General features: G+C 59.8%; 18 protein-coding genes and 1 pseudogene. 8 read left to right on the forward strand and 11 right to left on the reverse strand.

Annotated elements, in window-relative coordinates:
- Nucleotides 1-21: 21 nt before the first annotated feature.
- The 5 genes from CP557_RS20255 to CP557_RS20275 all read left to right on the forward strand — a co-directional run bounded on the left by CP557_RS20255 (nt 22) and on the right by CP557_RS20275 (nt 4444).
- Complete coding sequence (locus tag CP557_RS20255; RefSeq protein WP_097381831.1) at nt 22-291, forward strand: hypothetical protein; 270 nt, start codon at nt 22-24, stop codon at nt 289-291.
- The gene (locus CP557_RS20260) at nt 288-1721 is read left to right on the forward strand and encodes a sodium:solute symporter family protein (RefSeq protein WP_097381832.1); all 1434 of its coding nucleotides are present in this window, start codon (nt 288-290) and stop codon (nt 1719-1721) included. Before CP557_RS20255 ends, CP557_RS20260 begins: the two co-directional genes overlap by 4 nt.
- A 25-nt stretch (nt 1722-1746) precedes the next feature.
- On the forward strand, nt 1747-2274 hold the full coding sequence (locus tag CP557_RS20265; protein ID WP_097381833.1) for a hypothetical protein: 528 nt from the start codon (nt 1747-1749) through the stop codon (nt 2272-2274).
- A 689-nt stretch (nt 2275-2963) separates the two neighbouring features.
- A complete protein-coding gene (locus tag CP557_RS20270; RefSeq protein ID WP_097381834.1) occupies nt 2964-3959 on the forward strand; it encodes a ParA family protein in 996 nt (331 codons plus the stop codon).
- The gene (locus CP557_RS20275) at nt 3956-4444 is read left to right on the forward strand and encodes an acyl-CoA dehydrogenase (RefSeq protein ID WP_097381835.1); all 489 of its coding nucleotides are present in this window, start codon (nt 3956-3958) and stop codon (nt 4442-4444) included. Before CP557_RS20270 ends, CP557_RS20275 begins: the two co-directional genes overlap by 4 nt.
- A 239-nt stretch (nt 4445-4683) precedes the next feature.
- Here the strand turns inward: CP557_RS20275 and CP557_RS20280 are convergent, their stop codons facing one another.
- Nucleotides 4684-5403, reverse strand: coding sequence for a helix-turn-helix domain-containing protein (locus CP557_RS20280; protein ID WP_097381836.1), 720 nt, complete (start codon nt 5401-5403; stop codon nt 4684-4686).
- A gap of 175 nt (nt 5404-5578) precedes the next feature.
- Here CP557_RS20280 and CP557_RS20285 point away from each other — a divergent pair, with 175 nt between their 5' ends.
- The gene (locus CP557_RS20285; protein ID WP_097381837.1) at nt 5579-6859 is read left to right on the forward strand and encodes an MFS transporter; all 1281 of its coding nucleotides are present in this window, start codon (nt 5579-5581) and stop codon (nt 6857-6859) included.
- Nucleotides 6860-7512: 653 nt separating this feature from the next.
- On the opposite strand, the gene CP557_RS20290 is transcribed toward CP557_RS20285, so the two are convergent.
- The 9 genes from CP557_RS20290 to CP557_RS20330 form a co-directional block, all read right to left on the reverse strand.
- Nucleotides 7513-9471 carry an archaea-specific SMC-related protein gene (locus tag CP557_RS20290; RefSeq protein ID WP_097381838.1) on the reverse strand — a complete coding sequence of 653 codons (1959 nt, stop codon included), beginning with the start codon at nt 9469-9471 and terminating at the stop codon, nt 7513-7515.
- Between the two features lie 84 nt (nt 9472-9555).
- Entirely contained in the window at nt 9556-10200 is a 645-nt protein-coding gene (gene rdfA, locus CP557_RS20295) for a rod-determining factor RdfA (protein ID WP_097381839.1), read from the reverse strand.
- 835 nt (nt 10201-11035) lie between these two features.
- Entirely contained in the window at nt 11036-11803 is a 768-nt protein-coding gene (locus CP557_RS20300; protein WP_097381840.1) for an IclR family transcriptional regulator, read from the reverse strand.
- Between the two features lie 365 nt (nt 11804-12168).
- Nucleotides 12169-12603, reverse strand: a complete 435-nt coding sequence (locus CP557_RS20305) for a universal stress protein (RefSeq protein ID WP_097381841.1) — start codon at nt 12601-12603, stop codon at nt 12169-12171.
- Nucleotides 12604-12902: 299 nt separating this feature from the next.
- A complete protein-coding gene (locus CP557_RS20310; protein WP_097381842.1) occupies nt 12903-13835 on the reverse strand; it encodes an EamA family transporter in 933 nt (310 codons plus the stop codon).
- Nucleotides 13836-13978: 143 nt separating this feature from the next.
- The gene (locus tag CP557_RS20315; protein WP_097381843.1) at nt 13979-15145 is read right to left on the reverse strand and encodes an ABC transporter ATP-binding protein; all 1167 of its coding nucleotides are present in this window, start codon (nt 15143-15145) and stop codon (nt 13979-13981) included.
- A gap of 79 nt (nt 15146-15224) precedes the next feature.
- Nucleotides 15225-16139: a carbohydrate ABC transporter permease gene (locus tag CP557_RS20320; protein ID WP_097381844.1), complete on the reverse strand. Its 915-nt coding sequence runs from the start codon at nt 16137-16139 to the stop codon at nt 15225-15227.
- Entirely contained in the window at nt 16136-17080 is a 945-nt protein-coding gene (locus CP557_RS20325; RefSeq protein WP_097381845.1) for a carbohydrate ABC transporter permease, read from the reverse strand. Before CP557_RS20325 ends, CP557_RS20320 begins: the two co-directional genes overlap by 4 nt.
- Nucleotides 17081-17132: 52 nt before the next feature.
- Entirely contained in the window at nt 17133-18506 is a 1374-nt protein-coding gene (locus tag CP557_RS20330; RefSeq protein ID WP_097381846.1) for an extracellular solute-binding protein, read from the reverse strand.
- Between the two features lie 449 nt (nt 18507-18955).
- Here CP557_RS20330 and CP557_RS23340 point away from each other — a divergent pair.
- Nucleotides 18956-19201 (forward strand): annotated as a pseudogene (locus tag CP557_RS23340) (alcohol dehydrogenase catalytic domain-containing protein); the annotation flags it as partial.
- Nucleotides 19178-19852, forward strand: a complete 675-nt coding sequence (locus CP557_RS23345; protein ID WP_342746485.1) for a zinc-binding dehydrogenase — start codon at nt 19178-19180, stop codon at nt 19850-19852. The pseudogene CP557_RS23340 and the gene CP557_RS23345, both read left to right, overlap by 24 nt.
- An 88-nt stretch (nt 19853-19940) precedes the next feature.
- On the opposite strand, the gene CP557_RS20340 is transcribed toward CP557_RS23345, so the two are convergent.
- On the reverse strand, nt 19941-20738 hold the full coding sequence (locus CP557_RS20340) for an HpcH/HpaI aldolase family protein (RefSeq protein ID WP_097381848.1): 798 nt from the start codon (nt 20736-20738) through the stop codon (nt 19941-19943).
- Between the last annotated feature and the right edge of the window lie 205 nt (nt 20739-20943).

The following is a 20943-nucleotide window of genomic DNA, read 5'->3' on the forward strand; positions in this document are numbered from 1 at the left end:
TGTGCCATACCATGACAGTAGATGTCCGAACAGTACGAACCCAACCGGAGAGAAGATGATGCGCCCCAATCGGCAGGGTTCTTCCGACTGGATCGTCTGTCGACAGCGATGCTCGTCGTCACCGGTCTCGCGCTGGGAGCGACGTACGGCCCGTTCCTCCTCGGCGCGGAGTGGACGCTCCTTGGCTATCCGTGGCTGCTCCTCAGTCAGCCGTTCGTGATGGTCGTCCTCGGCGGCCTGTTCGTCACTGCGACGTACTACGGAGAACGCCGTCAGGAGGTGCGATCATGACGCAAGCGAGCGAACTCGCGATCGTCCTCGCGTATTTCCTGCTGATCCTCGCCATCGGATACTACTTCAAGGATGCTCGATCGGGAGACGAATATTGGTCGGCGGGCGGAGAGATCGGAACGGTGGTGAACACGTTCGCGATCTTTGCGGCGTTCGCGAGCGGTGGGACGTTCCTCGGTTCGATCGGGTTCGCGTACACGTACGGGCTGCCGTTCGGCTGGACGGCGATCACCGGTTCCGTCGTCGGCTTCATCGTCGCGGCGATCCTGGTCGCGAAACCGATGCGCCGGGTTGACGCACATACGATCACTGATATCTTCGACTTCCTCTACCGGGATTGGCGGATCAACGTCCTGGTTCCGGTCGTCGTTATCTTTGCGTTCACGCTATACACCGTGGCACAGCTGAAAGCGGCGGGAGTCGTGACGGAGTACCTCCTCGACATCGGGTACGTTCCGTCGGTTATCGGTATCGGACTGGTCTTTATCGCCTACGTCTCACTCGGTGGGATGTGGGCGATTACGATCACCGACGTCCTACAGGGCGTGTTGATATGGGGACTCATGCTCGTGATGGCTGGACTCGGGTTCGCATACTACGACCGCTCCATCTCCGCACCCGCTTCGGCAACTCCCGGTCTCCTCGAAGTGGCGGACATGCATCCCGCATCGTATATCGGGTTCTTCGTGATTTGGCTGTCGACGGTCGCGATCTTACCCCACATCGTCATGCGAGTCCTCTCGGCGGATAGTCCTCGATCGGCGAAAACGGCCTATAGCTGGGTCGCGATACTGTACGCGGTCTTTAGCCTCATTGCGTTCTACATCATTCCCTCGGTGGCACTCGACATCGATCCGAACCTCGCGGATCCGGACCTCGCGCTTATCGTCGTCATGGAATCGTTGCTTCCGGCGATCGTCGCCGGACTGGTCGCCGCGGCTATCCTCGCAGCAGTGATGTCGACGACCGATGCACTGCTGTTAGCGATGTCGGCGTCGATCGCGAACGATATCTACGGAACCGTCCTCAATCCCGATGCCTCCGAGGCGAGCGTCGTCCGTGTCGGTTCGTTCTCGACCGTCGGCATGGGGCTGGTCGCGATCGGCATCGCCGCACTTAATCCGCCGAACATCCTCGTCGTCCTGTACACCGATGCAACGGCCATGATGGCCGCGGCGTTCTTCTTCCCGCTGGTGCTCGGTATCTGGTGGAAACGAACGACGAAAACGGGGGCGTTCGCCGGTATGGTCGTTGGCCTGTTGAGTTACGTCGTTTTCTGGCTTCTCGTTCCGCTGTTTGCGTCGATCCTGATCGCACTGCCGCTCTCTCTGGTCGCGACCGTCGGGGTCTCGATACTGACCGAGGCCCCCTCCCCGGAGGAGGTCGAACGCCTTCGCGACGCGCTCGGTCACGAACAGACAGGCTGGTGAACCCACGTTCCATCTCCGTTCAATCATGAATCGACTCCTCGAGTGGGTCCTCGTTGGCGATCGATGGCGAACGTTCTGTCGCTGTTCCAAAGAGACGTTCGCCGAGACGGTCATCGCAATCCTCGACGATCGCGACATCACGTTCCACGTTACCGACGACGAAGCCTCGAATACGGAACGATTGGTCTACGGGTCCGAGTCGCGAGTGATCCGAATCACGATTACTGACCCGTTCGAGGCCGACGTTGTCGTCCTGTCTGTGACGGCGGATCCTGTCGCTCGAGCCGCGCTGGCGGTTCTCTCACGGTCGGAAACTCGTGACCAAGCGACAGCCGGTGTTTGTCTCGTTCAGGTCTCACCGGTGACTCGAGAAACCACCGGCGGACTCGCTCGGATCATGACTGAACTCGTAGGCAGGCTCGAGTACGATCCCTGGGAACTCGCCGGGCATCCACAGTTCCGATTCGCGTTCCTCCAGCGGTACAAGATCCGAACGAAGTGGCGGTACTGGTATCAAAAAGACGTTACTAGCAAAGCACCCTCGGAAACCTGACGAAAGCCGAAATCGCTACTGACAGTTCGCTCCGAATTCATCCGTCTGGTTCGGAGAGCCCATTTTCAGTATCGTTGTACCCGGCACCCTCTTGATGACCGAACTCTTGGCGACGGCCGGCCCTGCAATCGATTTCAGCTGTTGCAGTCGTCCTGATGTATTATCTGCCCCGACTTTCTGTAACAGACATCTCTCTTCCTGTTCCACCCGTAACAGACGGCCATCCTTCTGTCATGTCTGTATCTGTCCTCTGTCACGTCTGTACTTGTCCTCTGTCATGTCTGTATCTGTCCTCTGTCACGTCTGTACTTGTCCTCTGTCACGTCTGTACTTGTCCTCTGTTATGTCTGTAATGTACTTCTGTCATTGACGACTGTTACAGCGAGGTGGCGGTTCAGGCTGTCCGTATCCGACGTCTGTTCTCGCCGCTTCTGTGTCATACGTCTGCCATAGATATCTGTCACAGACACCTGTAATAGACTTCTGTGATGTATATCCGATGATTTTGAAACACTAGTATAGACCAACTAGGACTCTCATATATGTCCTAATCGACATCATATATTCTATAGCTGACATCCTCTGTTACAGACGTCTGTTACAGGCGTATTGTACAGATATGTAATACGAACATCTGGCTGTATCGTCTGACATAGATTTATGTTCCATCGCCCACAACGCTGAGTTACATGATAACGGCCGTAGTTTACTCCGAATCAGGTGGGACGTACAAGACCACGATGACGGCCAATCTCGCGGTCGCACTGGAACGAATGGGCCAGAACACGCTCGTGTTGGATCTCGATCCACAGGAGGGCAACCTGACCAGCCTCTTCGATGCCGGCGAACACCGGAGCGATCCGGATGCGGACAACCTCGTCAAGCATATCCTCGATATGCCGGATGGCAATTTCGACGACCTGATCGAATCGACGGCCGAAGGCGTCGATATCGTCCCGAGCCACGATATGCTCGGGGATTTCACCTCGAATCTCGAGCAGAAGATCTCCTACGAAACCGGCATGAAAAACATCAGCCGGGACGAATATCCCCGATTCGAACTCCTGTATGATCTCCTCTGGGAGGAACAGGAACTCCACGAGGAGTACGATGCCGTTCTTATCGACCCAAACGCACGCGCCGAGGATCTCCTCTACAATGCGATCTTCGCGCTGCGTACGCTCGTCGCCCCCGTTAAACCGGCCGGCAAAGGGAACCTGAGCTTGGACGGCCTCGAGGAACTCGTCGGGAACATGGAGCGCCAACTGGATATCGAGATCGGGCTCTCCTGTGTCGTCCCCTCGGGCGTCGGTCAGACCAACGCACATCAACAATACCAGCGACAGTTCGAAAACACGGCTGCGTTTGCAACGCCAGTCACGATCGGCAATCGGGAAAGTCTGATGGACGCGATGTGGGAAGCCAGGGGATCCGCGTTCAAGGTCGTCGAGGAGCGATGGAAGACGTTCGAAAAAGAGGGAACCATGGTGAGCGAACCCGGCCGACGGCGAGTCCGCGAGAGGGAAATCGAGACGCTACGAAACCTGTACGAACTCGCCCGGTTCATCGCGACCGAAACGTTCGACGCCGACGTCGACCCCGTGTTGGAACTCGATGTTCGAGATAAGGAGACTCGAATAATCGATCTCCGACCGGACGAGCCAACTGAGGTGACGACCGCGTGACCAATTTCAAATCCGGCTCCGGTAACCTCGATTTCGGGGGTGACGAGGATCCCGAACCGGACTCGTCCGACTCCGAGGACGAAACCGGTACCGGAACCCGGCCCGATCCCGACCCCTCCTCGACGGAGGCCGCTTCCTCACCCCCCGAGACGTCACCGAACAGTACAGACGGGACGTCCGACCGACCGCAGTCGAACCGGGTCACGACGGAGAAGCCGAGAGCCTCCGACACCCCGACGAACGAGTATCCGTACTTCGTCCGGCGGAGTAACGTCGGAGACGAGCGGGATACCCGTCTCGAGATTCACGTCCGAGACAAGGTCGCCGATCGGGAAGCCGAGTTTCGGAGCGAGCTCGCGGCACACCTCGATGCAAACGAAATCGCAAAAACGGATGCACGAGAGTTCGCTCTTCTCGCGGCGTTTCAACACCCCGAGCGTGTTGCCGAACTGATGAGCAACGAGGGGTTCGGGGCGCTCGACTGACACTGGAGCTGTCCGTTTTCCGTTTCATCGGTGGCTGCGTACTGCGACCCGGGTTTCGTGGCCCTCGGGGACGGGAGGTGAACACAACCTCGGAGGACGGAAACGATGCGGGCCTTCTATTCATCGACGGCTACGGAGAAATGAGACACTGTGGTTTCTTCTGGGAGCCAATAATCTGCTCGATCAGTTATAAAAAGAGCGAAGACTGACAATTTCTCCTAACTAGCGGGATTCCTCGTTCAGATGAGTTCCTTTGCAAAGCGGGTCGCAAGCCATGCTTCGGCGCGAGCAAGGCGGTACTGCACCGTCGACTGTGGGAGCCCCAGTTCGTCGGCCAGTTCCTGGGTCGTAATCTCTCGGGGGGTCTCGTAGTACCCACGGGCGACCGCCTCCTTGATCAGCTCCCGTTGTTCGTACGGCACGTCGGCGAGAGAGACGACATCATCGCCCCAGTGGGTCGGATCGGACAGGTGATCCAGCGTCAGACGGAGGCCGTCCCGTAGTTCGGTCTGAATCGCATCGTACAGTTCGCCCACATTGGCGTCGTCGGGCATCAGAATTCGCCACGTATACTGGTCGCCCTGCCGTTTCGTATCGTAAAGCAGTCCCTCGCCGATGTGCGTGGCTGCGAGATGGGGGATCGAGTGGCAGTCGTCGGCCTCAGTCCCGTATGCGTAAACGGTTCGCGAGGTGGTCCCCCGTGAGAGGACCTCGTACTCCCAGCTGGTCTGACAGTGTTCAGCGTCGAGGCACTCGTTACAGTGGGCCGGGTCCAGAAACACCCCATCTAGTGCCTGTAGCGCGTCTTCTGGGCCCGTAATACGGTCGAGATGCCAGATGCTATCCGAGGTGACAGTACAGGTCAGCGACTTCGACATCACATCGGGATGGTCGATGAAGATGTCGGCGATTGGATCCGCACCGCGGTCGTAGGTGACCGTGAACACGAATTCGCGCACACGCTTAATTGGTACTAACCAAGTTATTTAGATTGCGACTTCTGGTCGGTTAGTTCATGGAGAAAAAACACGCTGTAACCGAATACACGTCTGAGTGACACCGACAAATTTTGCCATTCTTGGTTGATACCAAATCAGATTCTAATGCCACTCTCATCTTCAGGTCGGATGTACGATGCAATTCGGAACAATCAGACGTGACGACTCGACGTTCCTCGGCCCCTACGTGGTCGGCGTGACTTTCCTCGCGTTAATGGGCGCGTTCGGGCTGAATCTGAGTGCGGGACAGTTCTTCGAACCACTGACCGGAGCCTATGGATGGGAGTTGTCGCTGTTGAGCCTAGCTGTCTCTGTGAACATGATTACCTGGGGGCTGTTCCAGCCGGTGATGGGCCGGCTGATCGACTGGATCGGCCCCAAGCTGGTCATCGCCGGCAGCGCGGCGCTGATGGGCGTCGCTTTCCTCCTGTCGGCCACGATTACCACCGTCTGGGAGTTTTTCCTGTACTACGGCGTGCTCACGGCGGTCGGCTTCGCGGGTTGTAGCTCGATGGCGAATTCGGTCCTCGTCTCGAAGTGGTACGTCCGGGACCGCTCGGAGATGCTCGGCAAGAGCTCGATGGGCATCAACATCGGGCAACTGGTGATCCTCCCGCTGGCGGGTTTCCTGATCGCTATCGCTGGCTTTCAGGAAGCCTTCATGGGGCTCGGTCTGTTCATGCTCGTGGTCGTCGTGCCGGCGGTCCTGCTCGTCGTCGAGAACGATCCCACCGATATCGGCCAGCATCCGGATGGGATCGCGGACGAAACGACCGACGCACGGTCGGTACTGGCTGTTTCGTCCGCGAACGTACCGTTCAAGAAGGCGCTCCGTGATCGGAACTTCTGGCTCGCCAGCCTGAGCTTCTGCTCGTGTGGCTTCACCCTGTATCTCGTGACGATTCACCTACCCAACTACGCGACCGACCTCGGCGGTGGCGTTGCGCTCGGCGGGCAGCTGCTCGGGGTTGCCGCTGGCGCGAGTGCCGTCTCAATGTGGGTGACTGGTAAGTTCACCGAGCGGGTCGGCAAGCGTCGGATGCTCGCTGCCCTCCACGTGCTTCGGGGGATCTCGCTCGCTTGGCTCGCCGTTTCGACGAGTATCTGGCAGCTGTACGTGTTCGCAGTCGTGTACGGTGTCGCCTCCTTCCCGGTAATCCCGACTGTGACCGGCATCATCGGTGATCACTTCGGGACGAACGCTATGGGCGGGATCCTCGGGATGTCGTGGCTCCTTCACCAGATCTTCGCCGCGACGGGCGTGTTCCTCGGGGGGTTCATCCGCGATACGACTGGGAGTTACGAACTTGCGTTCTGGGGCGGTGCCGCGCTCCTGCTCGGCGGTGCGTTCCTGTCGATCCTGATCGAGAGCCAACCACGTGTCTCCCAACCGGCGGCCAGCGCGGCCGACGATTGAACACGACGCGCTTTGATCAGTTCCGTGAATCGGATCCTGATCTCGCAGTCGCACTCGGAGAGGAAGTGACCCGCTCGCAGGAGATGCTCACCCTCATCGCCAGCGAGAAACCTGATTAACCGGCTAAGTCCTCGCTGAGTCCGCTACCCGGGAGTAGCAACACCATTCAGCAGTGCTAGAATTCGCGAGATCTCTCACACTCTCCCGACAGGGACGTCCGCGAGCGCTCGGAATCGACTTTCGAGCGGTGAAAGAACCACGAGTCAACGCAGATTCGACCCACAACTAGGCTCTCCTCCGAAACTGTGGAGGTGAAAGCAACTCGCAATCAATATAGCGAAATAGGATTCAGAATCGGCTCCAGGCGTACCAGGTTCTCGGCCGGAGCCCTCCCTCCGGAGGCGTCCGTCGAGGACACGTCGTCACCTGGTCGGCCCCGACCGTGCGGCCGTCGATACTTCGACCAGTCGTCCCGCAGTTCCGTACCTCTGTTACAGATACCTGTTACAGATATCTGCCACAGATATTTGGCTAGCGGTCGACTCCCAACGCGACGCTGCCGATCTATCGGTATCCGGACAACGAGTCGGAGATCCATGAGCTCTGAGCCGTGGCGTCTCCCCAAGTGCAGCCGCGAGTGGCTCTCGTCCCTCTCAAATCGTCGTAATGACGTCGTGGTTCCCCTCGAGCGCCTGTGCGTCTTCGTCCAGCAACGCGACGACGAGGTAGGGTGCGGAGGATTCGAAGTACTCGACGAGTGCAGCGATCCGTTCGGCGTCGATCGCCTCTAACGAGTCGAGCAACATGAACGGAACCGTCTCGTACACGTCGTGGACGAGATATCCCGCCAACGCAAACACGAGCCCGATCACCTCACGTTCGCTCTCACTCAAGTGGTCGATCGAGTCCTCGTACGCCGCACCGTCGTCGGTGCTCCGCACGATCTTGAGATCGAACGAGGACTTGGTGACGGTTCGGCGACCGTCGCGGACTTCGCGGGTCGTTCGATCGATCCAGATGCGATCGAGGTTGTCGTACTCCAGTCTCTCGAGGAGATTGGCCATGTGTTCGTTGAACGCCTCGACCGCGTCCGCCTCGATCTGATCGATCTGGGTTCGAAGGCTCGTGAGTTCGTCGGTGACGTCCTCGCGACGCGTTTCGAGTTCCGTGCGCGTTTCGAGACGGGTCTCGATCGATTCGATCTCGTCTTCGACCTCGTCGCGTTCGTTTTCCGTGCGTTCGAGTTCGAACTCGAGTTGATTGACTTCCTTGTGTTTGTCGAGGACGTCGCCGTACTCTTCGGTCTCCAGTTCCTCGATTTCAGCTTCGAGCGATTCGATCTGATCGGTCAACTCCTCCCGTTCGGTCGTCAGCTCCTCGATCCGAGTGGTTCGCCGCTCGATCTCGTCGTCGATCGAGTCGAGTCGGCGCGTCGTCCGCTCGTACTCGCTTCGGTTCTCGTTGATTTCGGAGAGCAGTTCCCGTCGCTCGGAGAGTTCGGAACTCACCTCGGTCCGTGCCTCGAGTCGCTCCTGTCGCGTCGTCCGAAGCTGCTCGATGGTCGTCTCGATCTGCTCGTGAGCCACCGACGAACCACAGGTCCAGCAGGTGACCGTCTCCGAATCCGCCAGCAGCTGGTCGGTGACGGCGCCATCGTCACCCTGGTCCGTGGTCGGCAACACCGACCCCGATTCTTCGAGGAGTTGCTCGTTGAACTGGATCGTACTCTGGAGCTGGGAGATCTCCTCGGTGAGCTCGTCCTTTTCCTCCTGGAGCATCTCGATCTCTGCTTCGATCCGATCGATGTCCGCGTCGTCGTCGGTCGACAGCGAGTCGAGACGCTCTTGGACCTCTTCTCGCTCCGTCTCGAGGGCCTCGATACTCTCACGTTCGGTTTCGACCTTGTCACGCACGCGTTCGAGGTCGGCTCGCGTCCCGCGTAGGTCCCCTAACTTCGTCTCGAGTTCGGATTGTTCCTCGCGGCGCTCTTCGACGTCGACGTTCGTCTCCTCGAGTTCCGCCTGGGCCTCCTCGAGTTCTTCCTGCAGCGTCTCGATCTCGTTCGTCAGCTGGGTTCGCTTTTGTTCGAGCGAGGGCAATCGCTGTTCGAGGTCGTCCAGTTCCGAGAGCTGTTCGTCGAGGTCTCGCTTCTGTCGTTCGTACTGTTTGATCTCGGCCTGAATCGCGTCCGTGTCGACGGGCCGCATGATCAACTCCTGGAGGTCGTCCCCGCGGGCGACGGCCTGTCGAGCCTCGTTCGTCTCGAGCAAAAACGCGAACAAATCGGCGATCTCCGGGTCGTCGAGGTACGGGTCGCCATCGGTCTTGACCGTCGCGTTTCGACGCGTAAGCGTCCGGTGATACGTCTCGTCGCCGAACTCGAGGACGGAACGCCCTTCCTCGGCGTCGGCTTTCAGACTCACGTGATCGCTTCCGAGCGCTGCCATTATTCCCTGTAACAGCGAGGTCCGGTTGGTCGCGTTCCGCCCGGAGAGAACGGTTACACCGTCGCTGAGGGAAACCTCCGTCTCGTCGATACCGCCGATGTTTTCGACCGAGAGCGACACTTCCGACGGCCGATTTCGGTTCTCTGCGTCCAAGCTACTTTCCATGACAGCGGGTTCGTACTCATGCTACATAGGTATTTCCGCTTCGAGTGAAACCCGTTCAGCCGATCACTGCTGTCATTATTCCGATTATCTTCTCTCGCTATCACTATCGCAATTGCAGGACCCGTTGTCGAGAAGTTCCCGGACGGTATACTCCTGAAAGCACTCTTCGCAGGTCACGGTCGCGGAGACGACGACGTTGAAACCGCCGATGTCGATGATGTCGTTGTTGTCAAGTCGTTCGATCGTATCCGTCGTCACGGCCGCCGTTCGGTTCTGGAGCGCACCGAGTTTTTCCCCGCTTTGCTCGAGCCGTTCTTCGTCGCTCGGCGAGTCGAGCGACGCATCGAGACAGTCCGTCAAATGGTTATAGACTGTCTGATGGGAGACGAAGTCGGATTTGACTTGGTCGACGGCGACACCGTCGCGTTCGAGTTCGTTCTCGGTCTCTACTTGGACGCCGCTGCTCACATCGTCGTCGGTGAGCAACCGATAGGTGTTTTCGATCTCTCCCTCTTTAAATGAAATATCTGCTTGCTTAAGCGCTGCCTCGAGTATCCGTTGGTTGACAACTGTTGCAAGGGCACGAGTACTGTACTGTTCGTCCGCATCGCCGGTCCAGTACGCGACGAGGTCGTCGTCGAGCCGATCCAGTTCGTATTGGTCCGCCATTCGTCCGATCTTACACCCACACGTCGAACTGGAAGTCGCTACGTCGTTTCGGTTGGCCATATTCAACCTCCGGCCCCTTGGCCCAAAGGTGTTTCGCATGCCGATATATTTACATGAGTACCAGTGTAAGACGTTGCGCCGTTCGGTAGCTGCCGGCCCGCGTTCCGCCGTACGGAGACGGTCCCGCCTCCCGTGACGCGGTGGTCGTGCGACGAGGTTTCCGCCGAACCTAACGACCGACTCGGCGTTTGAACGTTACAAACGGTTTGAACGTCACAAATCGGGTGAGTACTCTCGAATGTGATACTTGAGACGGACAGCGGTGCAGTCTCGGCCGGGATCGGCTCGTTCAGTTCGTCTCTCGGATCGGACGAGTGATTTCAGGAACCCCCATCCTGCCGGGAAACGGAATCGACGAGAGCGAATTGCTGGCCCCCGCTCGTCACCACGTGACTCGAGTAGCAGTTTCCGTTCGACGTGTTTGCTCCCGTCTGACCGGCGTACAGCCGTCGTCATCCGTACCACCTGGGACCGAAACGGGGACCGATTCAGGGACGCAACAGATTGGTCACTACTGTTCGATCGTGACATGCGCGCTCGCTCGATCCACCCGCGGATTCGGGGACGACCATCTGTCGTTTGACGTTCGCGAACGTCTCGTCGAACGTTTCTACGTCTCGCTCATTGAGAGTGCCTGACAGCGACATTTTTACACGTGTATGTATGTAATTTGAATGCGCCTGCGCGCCGTCACCGCAGCAGAGGGCCGCCAACGCGAGTGAAACCCTTCTATCGGCGGGTATATCGACCGAACGGGGGCGCACGGACGGCTCCCGCCGAGCGCGAACCCCGCCGGTGAAACCGTTTGACCCTCTCAAACAGATGGCTCGAGGAATTACGAGAACTTCGAATTGATTTCGATAACGTTCGCGGAGCGGGTAACCTTGTTCGGGAGCTCCTCGCGGTATCTGTCGCCGGTCATTCGACGTGACGGGCCGGAGATGCTGATCGCACCCAGAACCTGCCCGTCCGTCCCCATCACTGGCGCGGCGACACACCGCAACCCCTCGATTTTCTCCTCTTCGTCGAAGGCGTGCCCGCGTTCACGGATCGTCTCGAGGTTCTCGAAGAGTTCCTCGCGAGTGGTGATCGTCTGGTCCGTGTAGCCAGGTAATCCGTGCCGATCGACGATCTTCTCGACGCGTTCGCGCGGGTAATGAGCGAGAATGGCTTTGCCAAGCGAGATACAGTGGAGATACTCACGCTTCCCGACCGACGATGCCGTCTGGACCGCCTGGTCGCCGCCTTTCTTGTAGAGATACACCCCGCGGCCGTGTTCCTCCATCGCGAACTGCACCAACTCGTTGCACTCCGAAGCGAGTTCGTCTACTTCGTCGGCGACGACGTCGTAGATTCCGAGTCGGTCCTTTACGCCCTCGCCGAGGTGGAGGTATCGGAGGCTGAGTTGGTATTCCTCCCCGTTCCTGACGACGTATTCGTTCTCGAGTAGCGTCGCCAGGTGACAGTGGATCGTCCCCTTCGATCGACCGAGTTCGGCGGCGATTTCCGTGATGCGGGCACTATCGTTCTCGTGAAGAAAATCGATGATCTCGAGGGTGATCCCCACTGCCTGAATCGTTCGGGGTTTCGTCGTTTCCGACATGGTGGAAGTTAGCATATGGAGTCACTAAACTGTTTGCATGTGGCAAACGAGGCCGGTGTTTGACCGGTTCAAACGCCCTGCATCGATTGGCCGCATCGAGGTCGGGGGAGTCCCGCTCGGCGCCGATCCGCGCCCGGCGATTCGTGGGCGCGTATCGATCCGATCGCCGGGTCACTCTGCCAGTTGTTCGTACCGCTGTCGACGACGTGGGTGTCGATGGGTCACAGCGATGGGTAACTCCGGCTATTCGTCGATTTCACCGTTTCCGAGCCCCTCAGGGGACCGGGCGGCCCGGTGTCGGCTGCGAGTCGGTCGCGGACGCGCTCGAGGTCGAGCGCTCCCCAGGCCGCACCTGGAGTAGCAGCCTACGACCGAACGAACGTCACCGGACACGGCGCGTTGAGGAGGACGGTCTGGGCCGTGCTCCCGAACAACGCTTTCCCCGTTGGGTTGCGTCCTTTCCCCTGTACGTACAGCAAATCCGGATCGAGCACGTCAGCGAGTTCGACGAACGCGGTGCCCGCCTCGCCGACGACGCCACGAACCGTGTGCTCTATGTCCGCGTCTTGGAGGACGCGAGCAGCGTCTCGCACGGATTGACTCCGCCGGGCGACCTCGTCCGTCGACGGGCTCCCGTCGAAGTCCAGTTCGTCGACCCGCTTCTCGAATTCTTCCTCGTCGTAGGCTCTCGCCAGGACGATCGATGCGTCTGTCGGGGTGGCGACGTCGACAACCGCGTCGAGCAACGGCGTCTGGTCGTCGACATCCCGTACTGCTACCAAAATCGTGTCTACGGACATCGTTCGATCGTACCGTTGGTGTCCAGTGATATATATCCTGTGTCGGTTTCGCGGTCGAACGGTGTGCGCTTCCGCTCCTGGCACACCGATCGCTAGTCTCGATTCCATGGCTCCGGCCGCGTGTTCGATCCCGAACGGATCGTAATCGGCGTCGACGCGTTCATCTCGAGCCGGCCCGCGGAAACGGGGAGATCCTGCCGTCTCGTTCGCGCGTTCTCATACGGGCTCCTGGCAGTCAGTGACGGCGCACCCACGAGCCGCCCTGGGGTTGGCTCGACACATCGGTACAGGGGACCGTCTCAGGCCAATTGCATCAGCGTCGCACCGATGACGATGAAGACGATCCCGCTGATAACGCGGGGGGACCTCGGAACCTGTCGCGCGAGGAGATAGGAGATGGCGACGATAAACAGCGGATAGGTATTCGAGAGCGGGACCACGGTCACGACCGTTCCGAGCTGAAGCGCCGAGAACCACGCGAGCCAGTTTCCGGCGACGAAGACGCCCGCGAGCGTAAACGCGAGGAGGGCCGTTCGGCTGCGGATGCGTAGCTTCAGTCGCGTTTCGCTCGAGACGCCAAACAGGACGACGAACGCGACGAGCGCGGCCGTCTGACCGATCGCAGTTCCCAGTAACGGATCCGAATGGCGGTTCAGTCCGATTTTCACGAGGACGAACGAGATCCCGAGCATGGCCATCGCGATGCCCGGAACGACGATGTCCCGTGGCTGTACATCGGCGAGTTCGTCGACGAGCAAGTCCGTCTCGGCCGTCGCGCTGTTGCCCAGTATCTGGAGGACGATCCCGCCGGCGACGATACACGCCAGTCCGATCCCCGTGAGGAGGGTAAACGGCTCCCCGAAAAGCGGCAGTGCGAGCAGTGCGGCGACGGCGGGATTCGCGCTGACGACGGCTGCAGAGAGCCGAGCGCCGATGCGGTCGATACTTCTGAAGTAGAGCAGGCGAAACACCGCCGGATTGGCCAGCCCCGCGACGGCGAACGGGGCGACGTCCCCGACGGCGATGCCATCGATCGAGACGCCACGAACGGCGAGCAGTGTCCAGAAAACGACGACGCTGACGACGATACTGACGACGGCAGCCACGAGCGCTGGTGACCGCTGGCCGGTGACGTCACTGCTATCGAGACCGTATTCGACCGCGATCGCCTGAAAGGCCGAACAGATCGCTGCGAGGAGCGCGAGGCCGGCACTGAGTTCCAGCGCTATCATTGGTTCCTCTCTGGTCGAGACCGAACACAGTGATCGGTGTTAACCCTGTCGATGATGGCGTACACGTCAACCGGTACTCGGAGTGCAGGAGGGAGCGACGTATGCTGGGTCAGCGAAGAATTCGTCCTCGCTGGTCCCGGAAATCAATCCGTCTTCGAGGTCCGTTCGGCGGCCGTTTCGGACGCTTTCGTCCTGGCGACTGTATCGATCTCGCCGATGCGATCACCGGACTGTTGGTCGAATCCGTGAACGAGTGTATCGTCGACCGTGAGCCAGACATCGTCACCGCGGTGGGCTGCGACGGTACTGGGAGCCACCACCGTGAGGTCGACGCTCTCACCGTCCTCGTCACCGACGATGATGTCGATGATTTGTTCGTCGCCCTGGGGTTCGGTTACTTCGACTTCGCCGCGAATGGCGTTGTCGACGGGTTCGGTGTTGACCGTGAAGTACTGCGGACGAACTCCGAGGACGAATTCGTCGTAGTCGCTGTACCGGTCCGCGATATCGGGCTCGAGGCGGTACGCGAAGTCTTCGTCGGCCCTGGTCGCTCGAACGACCCCCTCGTCGTCTATCGTCACGTCGATGAAGTTCATCGCGGGACTGCCGATAAAGCCCGCAACGAACCGGTTCACAGGCTCGTGGTACACCTCGTCCGGCGAACCGATCTGCTGAATATTGGCGTCGTTCATCACGACGAGTTTGTCCCCGAGCGACATCGCCTCTTCCTGGTCGTGGGTGACGTACAACGTCGTGATTCCGAGGTCACGCTGGAGCACTTTGATTCGCGACCGCATGCTCATCTTCAGCTTTGCGTCGAGGTTGGCCAGGGGCTCGTCCATCAGGAACACTGACGGGCGACGGATGATCGCCCGGCCGAGGGCGACGCGCTGTTGTTGGCCGCCACTGAGGTTGTCGATGTCCCGATCCAGCAGTTCGGGAATCTCGAGGGTCTCGGCGACCTCCTTGACGCGCTCCTTGCGGGTTTCCTTGTCGGTTCCGTGGACCCGAAGGGGGTACCCGATGTTCTCCCGCACGGTCATGTGTGGATAGAGCGCGAAGTTCTGGAACACCATCGCGGCGTTCCTGTTTTTCGGGTGGACGTCGGTGACGTCGAACCCGTCCATCTCGATGGTGCCCCCGCTGGGCTCCGTCAGCCCGGCGAGACAGCGAAGCGTCGTCGTCTTGCCACAGCCACTGGGACCGAGCAAGATGGCGAACTCCCCGTCATCGACGGTGAGATTGATGTCCTCGATCGCGAGCTCGTCGCCGTATTTTTTCGTCACGTCGGTGTATTCTACTTTCGTCATGATTGGATCCTCCTGGTAGCAGTCGTACTCCTGCTGGCGGGTTGCTTGGCGTGCGGTTCGAGGGAGCGATATGTCGGCGTCATTTGCCGACCGCCCCCATGCTGAATCCTCTGACGAGTTGCTGGCGCGCGACGAACGCGAACACCAACACGGGCAAGAGGACGATGGTCGCCCCGACGCTCATGTTGATCCACTGGATGTTGTACTTCGTGACGAACGATGCCAGGCCGACCGGCGCCGTCATCGCGTCCGCGTTCAACGTGAGAATGACCGCGAACAGTAACTCGTTCCACGTGATAATCGTCGTGAAGATAGCCGACGCGATCAGCCCCGGCGTCACCAGCGGCAACACGATTTTGAAGAAGGCTCCCAGGTGCGTGTGTCCGTCCATCATCGCCGATTCGACGAGGCTGTCGGGGACCTCCTCGAAGAACCCCTTCATCATCCAGACGGCGAAGGGGATGTTGAACATGGAGTAGACGAGGACGAGTCCGGGAAGGGTGTTGACGAGCTGGAAGTTCCGGAAGATGACGAACAGCGGAATGATCGTCACGATCGGCGGCATGAACCGCGTCGAGAGAATGTAGAACGGCAGGTGAAAGTCCAGGTTGTACGGGTAATCGAACGTCACGAACGCGTACGCCGCCATCGCGCCGATGGACGTTGCGATGATCGTCGTGATCGTCGTCACGACGACGCTGTTGAAGATGAACTGTGCGAACTCCGGGCGCTGTGTGAACAACTGCACGAAGTTTCCGAACTCGGCGTCGAGCGGAATCCACTGCGGCGGGAACGTAAGCAGCGTCTCTCGCGTTTTCAGCGTCGCCGTTACCAGCCAGTAGACGGGAAACAGCGTCCAGGCCAGAAACAGGGCCAGCGCCCCGTATAGTATGCCCTTCGTGATCCCCGTCTCGGTGAGTCGTTCGTATAGCTGTTCGAACTCTGAAGGCTCCTCGTAGGGCACCTCCACGGGTGTATCGTCTTTGACTGTCATGAGCCGAACTCCACGTTAGCGATTTTGACGAAGCTCATTGCCAGCACTATCACTAACACGAGCAACGTCACGGCCATCGCGGCTGCTTCGCCGAAGTTGTTGAATCGGAACGCCGTCCGGTACATCTCCATACTGACTACGTTGGTCGCACTCGAGGGGCCACCACGGGTGAGGATGAACACCTTCGCGAACACGCGCAGGGCGTCTACCACCCGGATGATCAACACGAGCACGATCAGCGACGTGAGATACGGGAGCGTGATGTGCAGGAACCGCTGGGTTCGGGACGCACCGTCCATGACGGCCGCTTCGCTGATGTCGTCGGGAACCGACTGGAGACCGGCGAACAACACCAACACGACCAGCGGTGTCCACTGCCAGATGTCGGTCAGGATGACCGAGTACAGCGCGACGCTGGTTTCGCTTATCCAGCCGACGTTGGCTCCACCGGTAAATGGCGTCGCCATGTAATCGAGAAGCCCGTTTGGCGCGTACATCAGCCGCCAGATGAGGCCGATGACCGTCGGTGAGATGATCATCGGGATGAGGATCAGCGTCTGCCACAGCCCCCGGAGCTTGAGTTTCTTATTCAACAGCAGGGCGATAGCGAACCCGAGGAAGAACTCCACGCCGACCGCTATCACCACGAACTTCGCCGTCACCGCCAACGAGTTGAGGAACGCATCGTTACTCGCGAGATCGACGTAGTTCTCGAACCCGACGAACTCCGTTCCGGTGGCAAGGAACCGCTGAGTCGACATCTGCAACGCCCGCAGTAACGGGTAGAACGTCAGTGCGAACAGAATCAGTACTGCCGGAAGCGCCATCAGCCATCGGAGGCGGTCGTCGATCCACAGCAGCACCCGCTCTTTGGTCGAGTCCTCCGCTCCGAAGAACTCGCTCTCCGAAGCCGGTAATTCCTCGCCTGTTTCAGTTGCCATGGTTTCGATGGTCTCCGGTGGGGTCAGTTGTGATCATTGAGTCCCAGTTCGGTTATCCGTAGTACCCGGACCCGTCGAGAATCTCCTCGAGGGTTTCCTGTGCCTGCTGCGTACACTCCTCGGCGGAGATGTCGCCGGCGAGGGCGGAGTTGAGGAGCGTCCCGTGTTCGACCTGAATTTCCGACCACAGCGGCGTTCGGGGTCGCCACTGCGCCGTCTGGAGACTCTCGTACAGCGCGGAGAACCACGGCTGTGCGTCCATGTTGTCCTCGAACGTGTCGTGGCGGAACGGGACGCCGCCGAGCTCGACGTAGCTGTCCTGTGCTTCCTTCGAGATGGCCGACTGGATGACCTCTCCGGCCGACTCCTTTTTCGCGTCGCTGATGTAGCTGTTGATACCCATGATCCAGTTGCCCTGTGTGGGCGCGCTCTGTTGGGCGCCGATATGCCCCTTCGGAATCGGGGTGAACGCGAGGTTGTCCGCCTCCGCGGAGTCTTCGCCCAGCAGATTCGACGCTGCCGCGGGCCACGCGGGCCCCTGTGCCACGGAGCCGTCCGACAGCGAGTTGAGAACCGCGTCGCTGTCGAAGGTGGTGACGCCGTCCGGGCTGATGGATTTCAGATCGTTGATGTAGAAATCCACTGCACTGGTACCGTCCTCGCCGGCCCAGTTGTATCCCCAGTCGTCGTCGAACATCTGTCCGCCGATGGCGTTCCCGAGTGCGAAGAAATTCGCCATCACGGGGTTCCCTCGTTTGCCACGGATGATGAACCCGTCCGTCCCGTCGATTTGATCGCTTATTTGCTGACCGGCTTCGTAGACGTCTCCCCAGGTTTCGGGTGCATCGGCGCCGACCTCCTCGAAATGCGCCTCGTTGTAGGCGAACAACTGTGCGTTCCCCACGATGACCTGCCCCCGGCGCTGCTGTTCGAGGCCTTCCGCCGATGGGATGTCCGGGGCCCCCGGCGTCGGCCACGTGGCGATGTCTTTGACGGTGTCGAGGAGCTGATCGTCCGGCGTGCCCTCCGGAAGCCACTGTTCGATCGGATCGAGGTCCGGGGCGAACTGCGGGAACCACGGATCGTCCACACACAGAATGTCGTACTCGTTCCCTTGCGTCGAGAGGACGCTCTGCGTTCTCTCGAACAAGTTCGCGTACGGGAACAGTTCCACGTTGACCGTGATCCCGGTGTCGTCTTCGATGTACTCGTCTACCAGGCTCTCGAACAACTCCCCCTCCCCGGAGACGAACGCGACGGAGATCTCGTTTTCGTTGCCGTCACCGCTGCCACCCAAACAACCGGCCAACGCCGTTGCAGTCGCCGCAGATCCCGCGCCCGCGAGGAATCTCCGGCGGGTTGCTGACCCCGTAGTTCCATCCGGACGGCCCTCTACAGTCCCGTATGGCTTGTCATTGTGCGCCATACTACTACCGTGTATGATCCACCCTAATAAATCATTTGGGAAGTACAACAAGACATATGCATTATAATAGTTCTAAACCCGATTGATATATTCCGTTAGAATCGTAATATTCCACCTTCGAACTCCGAAACGAGCCGAGAAATGCCGATACACGATCATAGCTGGCGGTGGCCGCTCGTCTCGAGATGGCGACAGCGGCCGCTCGAGGTGCCGGTTGACCGTTCTTCGACGATCCTCCCCCTGGCCCGTGGTCGACTTCCGGCCCGGGACGACGAATTCGACGAACGGGTGGCGATCGGCTCCGTCCGATGACCATCTTGGCCGGTCAGCATCCGTCGTAGATGCGCTCTCACCCGATGGAATGACGACCCGCTCGTTTCTTCCGATTCTGGTCCGATCTCCTCGAGTACGAGAATCCGGACTTCGTTCCTGACGGGGAGCACCCGACGACGGGAGCGAGTCGTCCGATCGTTATCGGTCACGAGTTCAGTGGCGTCGTCAGCGAGGTGGGTGACGACGTGCGTCGGCTCGAGGCCGGCGATCCGGTTGCAGTACACCCGAACATCCCGTGTTACGACTGCGTGTACTGTACAGACGGGGAGTACAATCACTGTACTCATACCGTCGCGATCGGGCTCGAGACCGGGGCCGGTGGATTCGCCGAGAGCGCCGTGGTTCCGGCACAACAGGTTCACGGTCTGCCTGACGGTGTCGAACGCTGGGAGGGCGCGCTCGTCGAACCCCTGGCGGTCGGTCTTCACGCCGTCCGCCGTTCGGGTATGCAGGCGGGCGACACGGTGGCGATCTTCGGCTGTGGGCCGATCGGCCTCATGGCGCTGGACGCCGCCGACGCTGCGGGGGCGAAACGAATCTTCGTCTCCGAGCCAAACGACAACCGATGTGAGGTCGCACGGCGGCTCGGCGCCGATGCCGCGATCGATCCGTTCGCGGAAGACGCTGCCGAGACTATCAGGAAGGCGACCGACGGAGGAGTGAACGCCGCCTTCGAATTCGCCGGAATCGGACCGGCGTTCAATGCGGCGGTCCGGAGCACGCGCCGCGGCGGGACCATCACCGTCGGTAGCCTCAGCGACGACGAGATCACCACGGACTTGGACGATATCGTGTTGAACGAGCGCGAAGTCAGGGGAACGTTCTGTTATGGCTTCCCACCGCGGTCGTTCCGAAGCGAATTCGACGCGATCATCCAGTCGCTCGCCGACGGCACGATCGATACCGAGGCCTTCGTCACCGATCGGATTCCGCTCGAGGATATCGTCGAGGACGGCTACGAGGAATTGATCGATCCCGAAACGGAACACATCAAAATACCGGTCAAACCGTGAACGAACGGTAATCGGGTGACGGTCCTCATCGACGGCGCGAGTCTCGTTTCGAGTATCGATCTCCGTCCGACCGCCCGGAAGCCGGCTGTCAGTCTTCCGTCGAAGAAGTACCTGCCTGTCGCGAAACGGCCGTCTCGTAGCGCTGTCGAATCGCTTCGTTGGCCGACGAGAGGTGCGACGTATCCTTCCCGACGATGAGGTAATCGAAGCCCTGGTCGACGCGGAGTTCGATGTCCGCGGGGTCGACGACCAGCGTCCCGACCGGGGTGTTCGTTTCCGCTCCGGCGTCGAGAACCGTTTCGATGGCTGCCGTGAGTCGGTCGTTCTCCCACTGGCCGAAGATCCCGAGATTCGCCGAAAGGTCGGCCGGGCCGACGAACACGGCGTCGATTCCCTCGACGGCGGCGATCTCGGCGGCGTTGTCCAGGCCGCTCTGGGTTTCGATCTGGACGATCGTGAGAATCGAACCGTTCGCTTCGGTGACGTATTCTTGAAAATCGTCTCCGTACTCCGCCGCACGGCCGGAGGCGACACCGCGGATGCCGTTCGGTGGATAGTTGACGGCATCGACGACCCGTTCGGCCTCGGCCGCCGATTCGACCATCGGGACCATCACGCCGGCGACGCCGATGTCGAGCACTCGTTTGATCCGAACGGGGTCGTTCGATGGAACGCGAACGATCGTCTCCGTGTCTCCGTCGGCAGCGTCGACGCTGCGGGACATGTTCTCGACGGTCTGTAGCCCTAACGGGGTGTGTTCGGTGTCGATAAGCACGAAGTCGAAGTCCTGGGCAGCCGTTACCTCGGCGACAGTCGGGTGGCCAATAGAGAGCCATGCCCCGACGACATCCGTCGCAGTGTCGAATTTTTGCTTGAGCATTGTCATAGTTCTCGGTCTCCGTCGCTTCCGGGAGCCTACTCGAGGGCAAATCTACTGCAGCCACCGGTGACTCCTTTCGCGTGGTCTTTCGAGCGTGCCAGACGATTTGTGAAACAGACATAAATACTTATTCCTCATTGCACCGCTGCCGTCGCGGGCCGAGGATCCCGTCGGCCGTCACGGGATACACGACGGAAAACCGGCCCGAACG

Origin of the sequence: Natrinema ejinorense, from assembly GCF_002494345.1 — an archaeon.
In the GTDB taxonomy this organism is placed as follows: Archaea; Halobacteriota; Halobacteria; order Halobacteriales; family Natrialbaceae; genus Natrinema; species Natrinema longum.

Coding starts and splice junctions, on each gene's coding strand:
- CP557_RS20255 (WP_097381831.1), top strand. CDS start 22: ATGTCCGAACAGTACGAACCCAACCGGAGAGAAGATGATGCGCCCCAA.
- CP557_RS20260 (WP_097381832.1), top strand. CDS start 288: ATGACGCAAGCGAGCGAACTCGCGATCGTCCTCGCGTATTTCCTGCTG.
- CP557_RS20265 (WP_097381833.1), top strand. CDS start 1,747: ATGAATCGACTCCTCGAGTGGGTCCTCGTTGGCGATCGATGGCGAACG.
- CP557_RS20270 (WP_097381834.1), top strand. CDS start 2,964: ATGATAACGGCCGTAGTTTACTCCGAATCAGGTGGGACGTACAAGACC.
- CP557_RS20285 (WP_097381837.1), top strand. CDS start 5,579: ATGCAATTCGGAACAATCAGACGTGACGACTCGACGTTCCTCGGCCCC.
- CP557_RS20290 (WP_097381838.1), bottom strand. CDS start 9,471: ATGGAAAGTAGCTTGGACGCAGAGAACCGAAATCGGCCGTCGGAAGTG.
- rdfA (WP_097381839.1), bottom strand. CDS start 10,200: ATGGCCAACCGAAACGACGTAGCGACTTCCAGTTCGACGTGTGGGTGT.
- CP557_RS20300 (WP_097381840.1), bottom strand. CDS start 11,803: ATGTCGGAAACGACGAAACCCCGAACGATTCAGGCAGTGGGGATCACC.
- CP557_RS20305 (WP_097381841.1), bottom strand. CDS start 12,603: ATGTCCGTAGACACGATTTTGGTAGCAGTACGGGATGTCGACGACCAG.
- CP557_RS20310 (WP_097381842.1), bottom strand. CDS start 13,835: ATGATAGCGCTGGAACTCAGTGCCGGCCTCGCGCTCCTCGCAGCGATC.
- CP557_RS20315 (WP_097381843.1), bottom strand. CDS start 15,145: ATGACGAAAGTAGAATACACCGACGTGACGAAAAAATACGGCGACGAG.
- CP557_RS20320 (WP_097381844.1), bottom strand. CDS start 16,139: ATGACAGTCAAAGACGATACACCCGTGGAGGTGCCCTACGAGGAGCCT.
- CP557_RS20325 (WP_097381845.1), bottom strand. CDS start 17,080: ATGGCAACTGAAACAGGCGAGGAATTACCGGCTTCGGAGAGCGAGTTC.
- CP557_RS20330 (WP_097381846.1), bottom strand. CDS start 18,506: ATGGCGCACAATGACAAGCCATACGGGACTGTAGAGGGCCGTCCGGAT.
- CP557_RS20340 (WP_097381848.1), bottom strand. CDS start 20,738: ATGACAATGCTCAAGCAAAAATTCGACACTGCGACGGATGTCGTCGGG.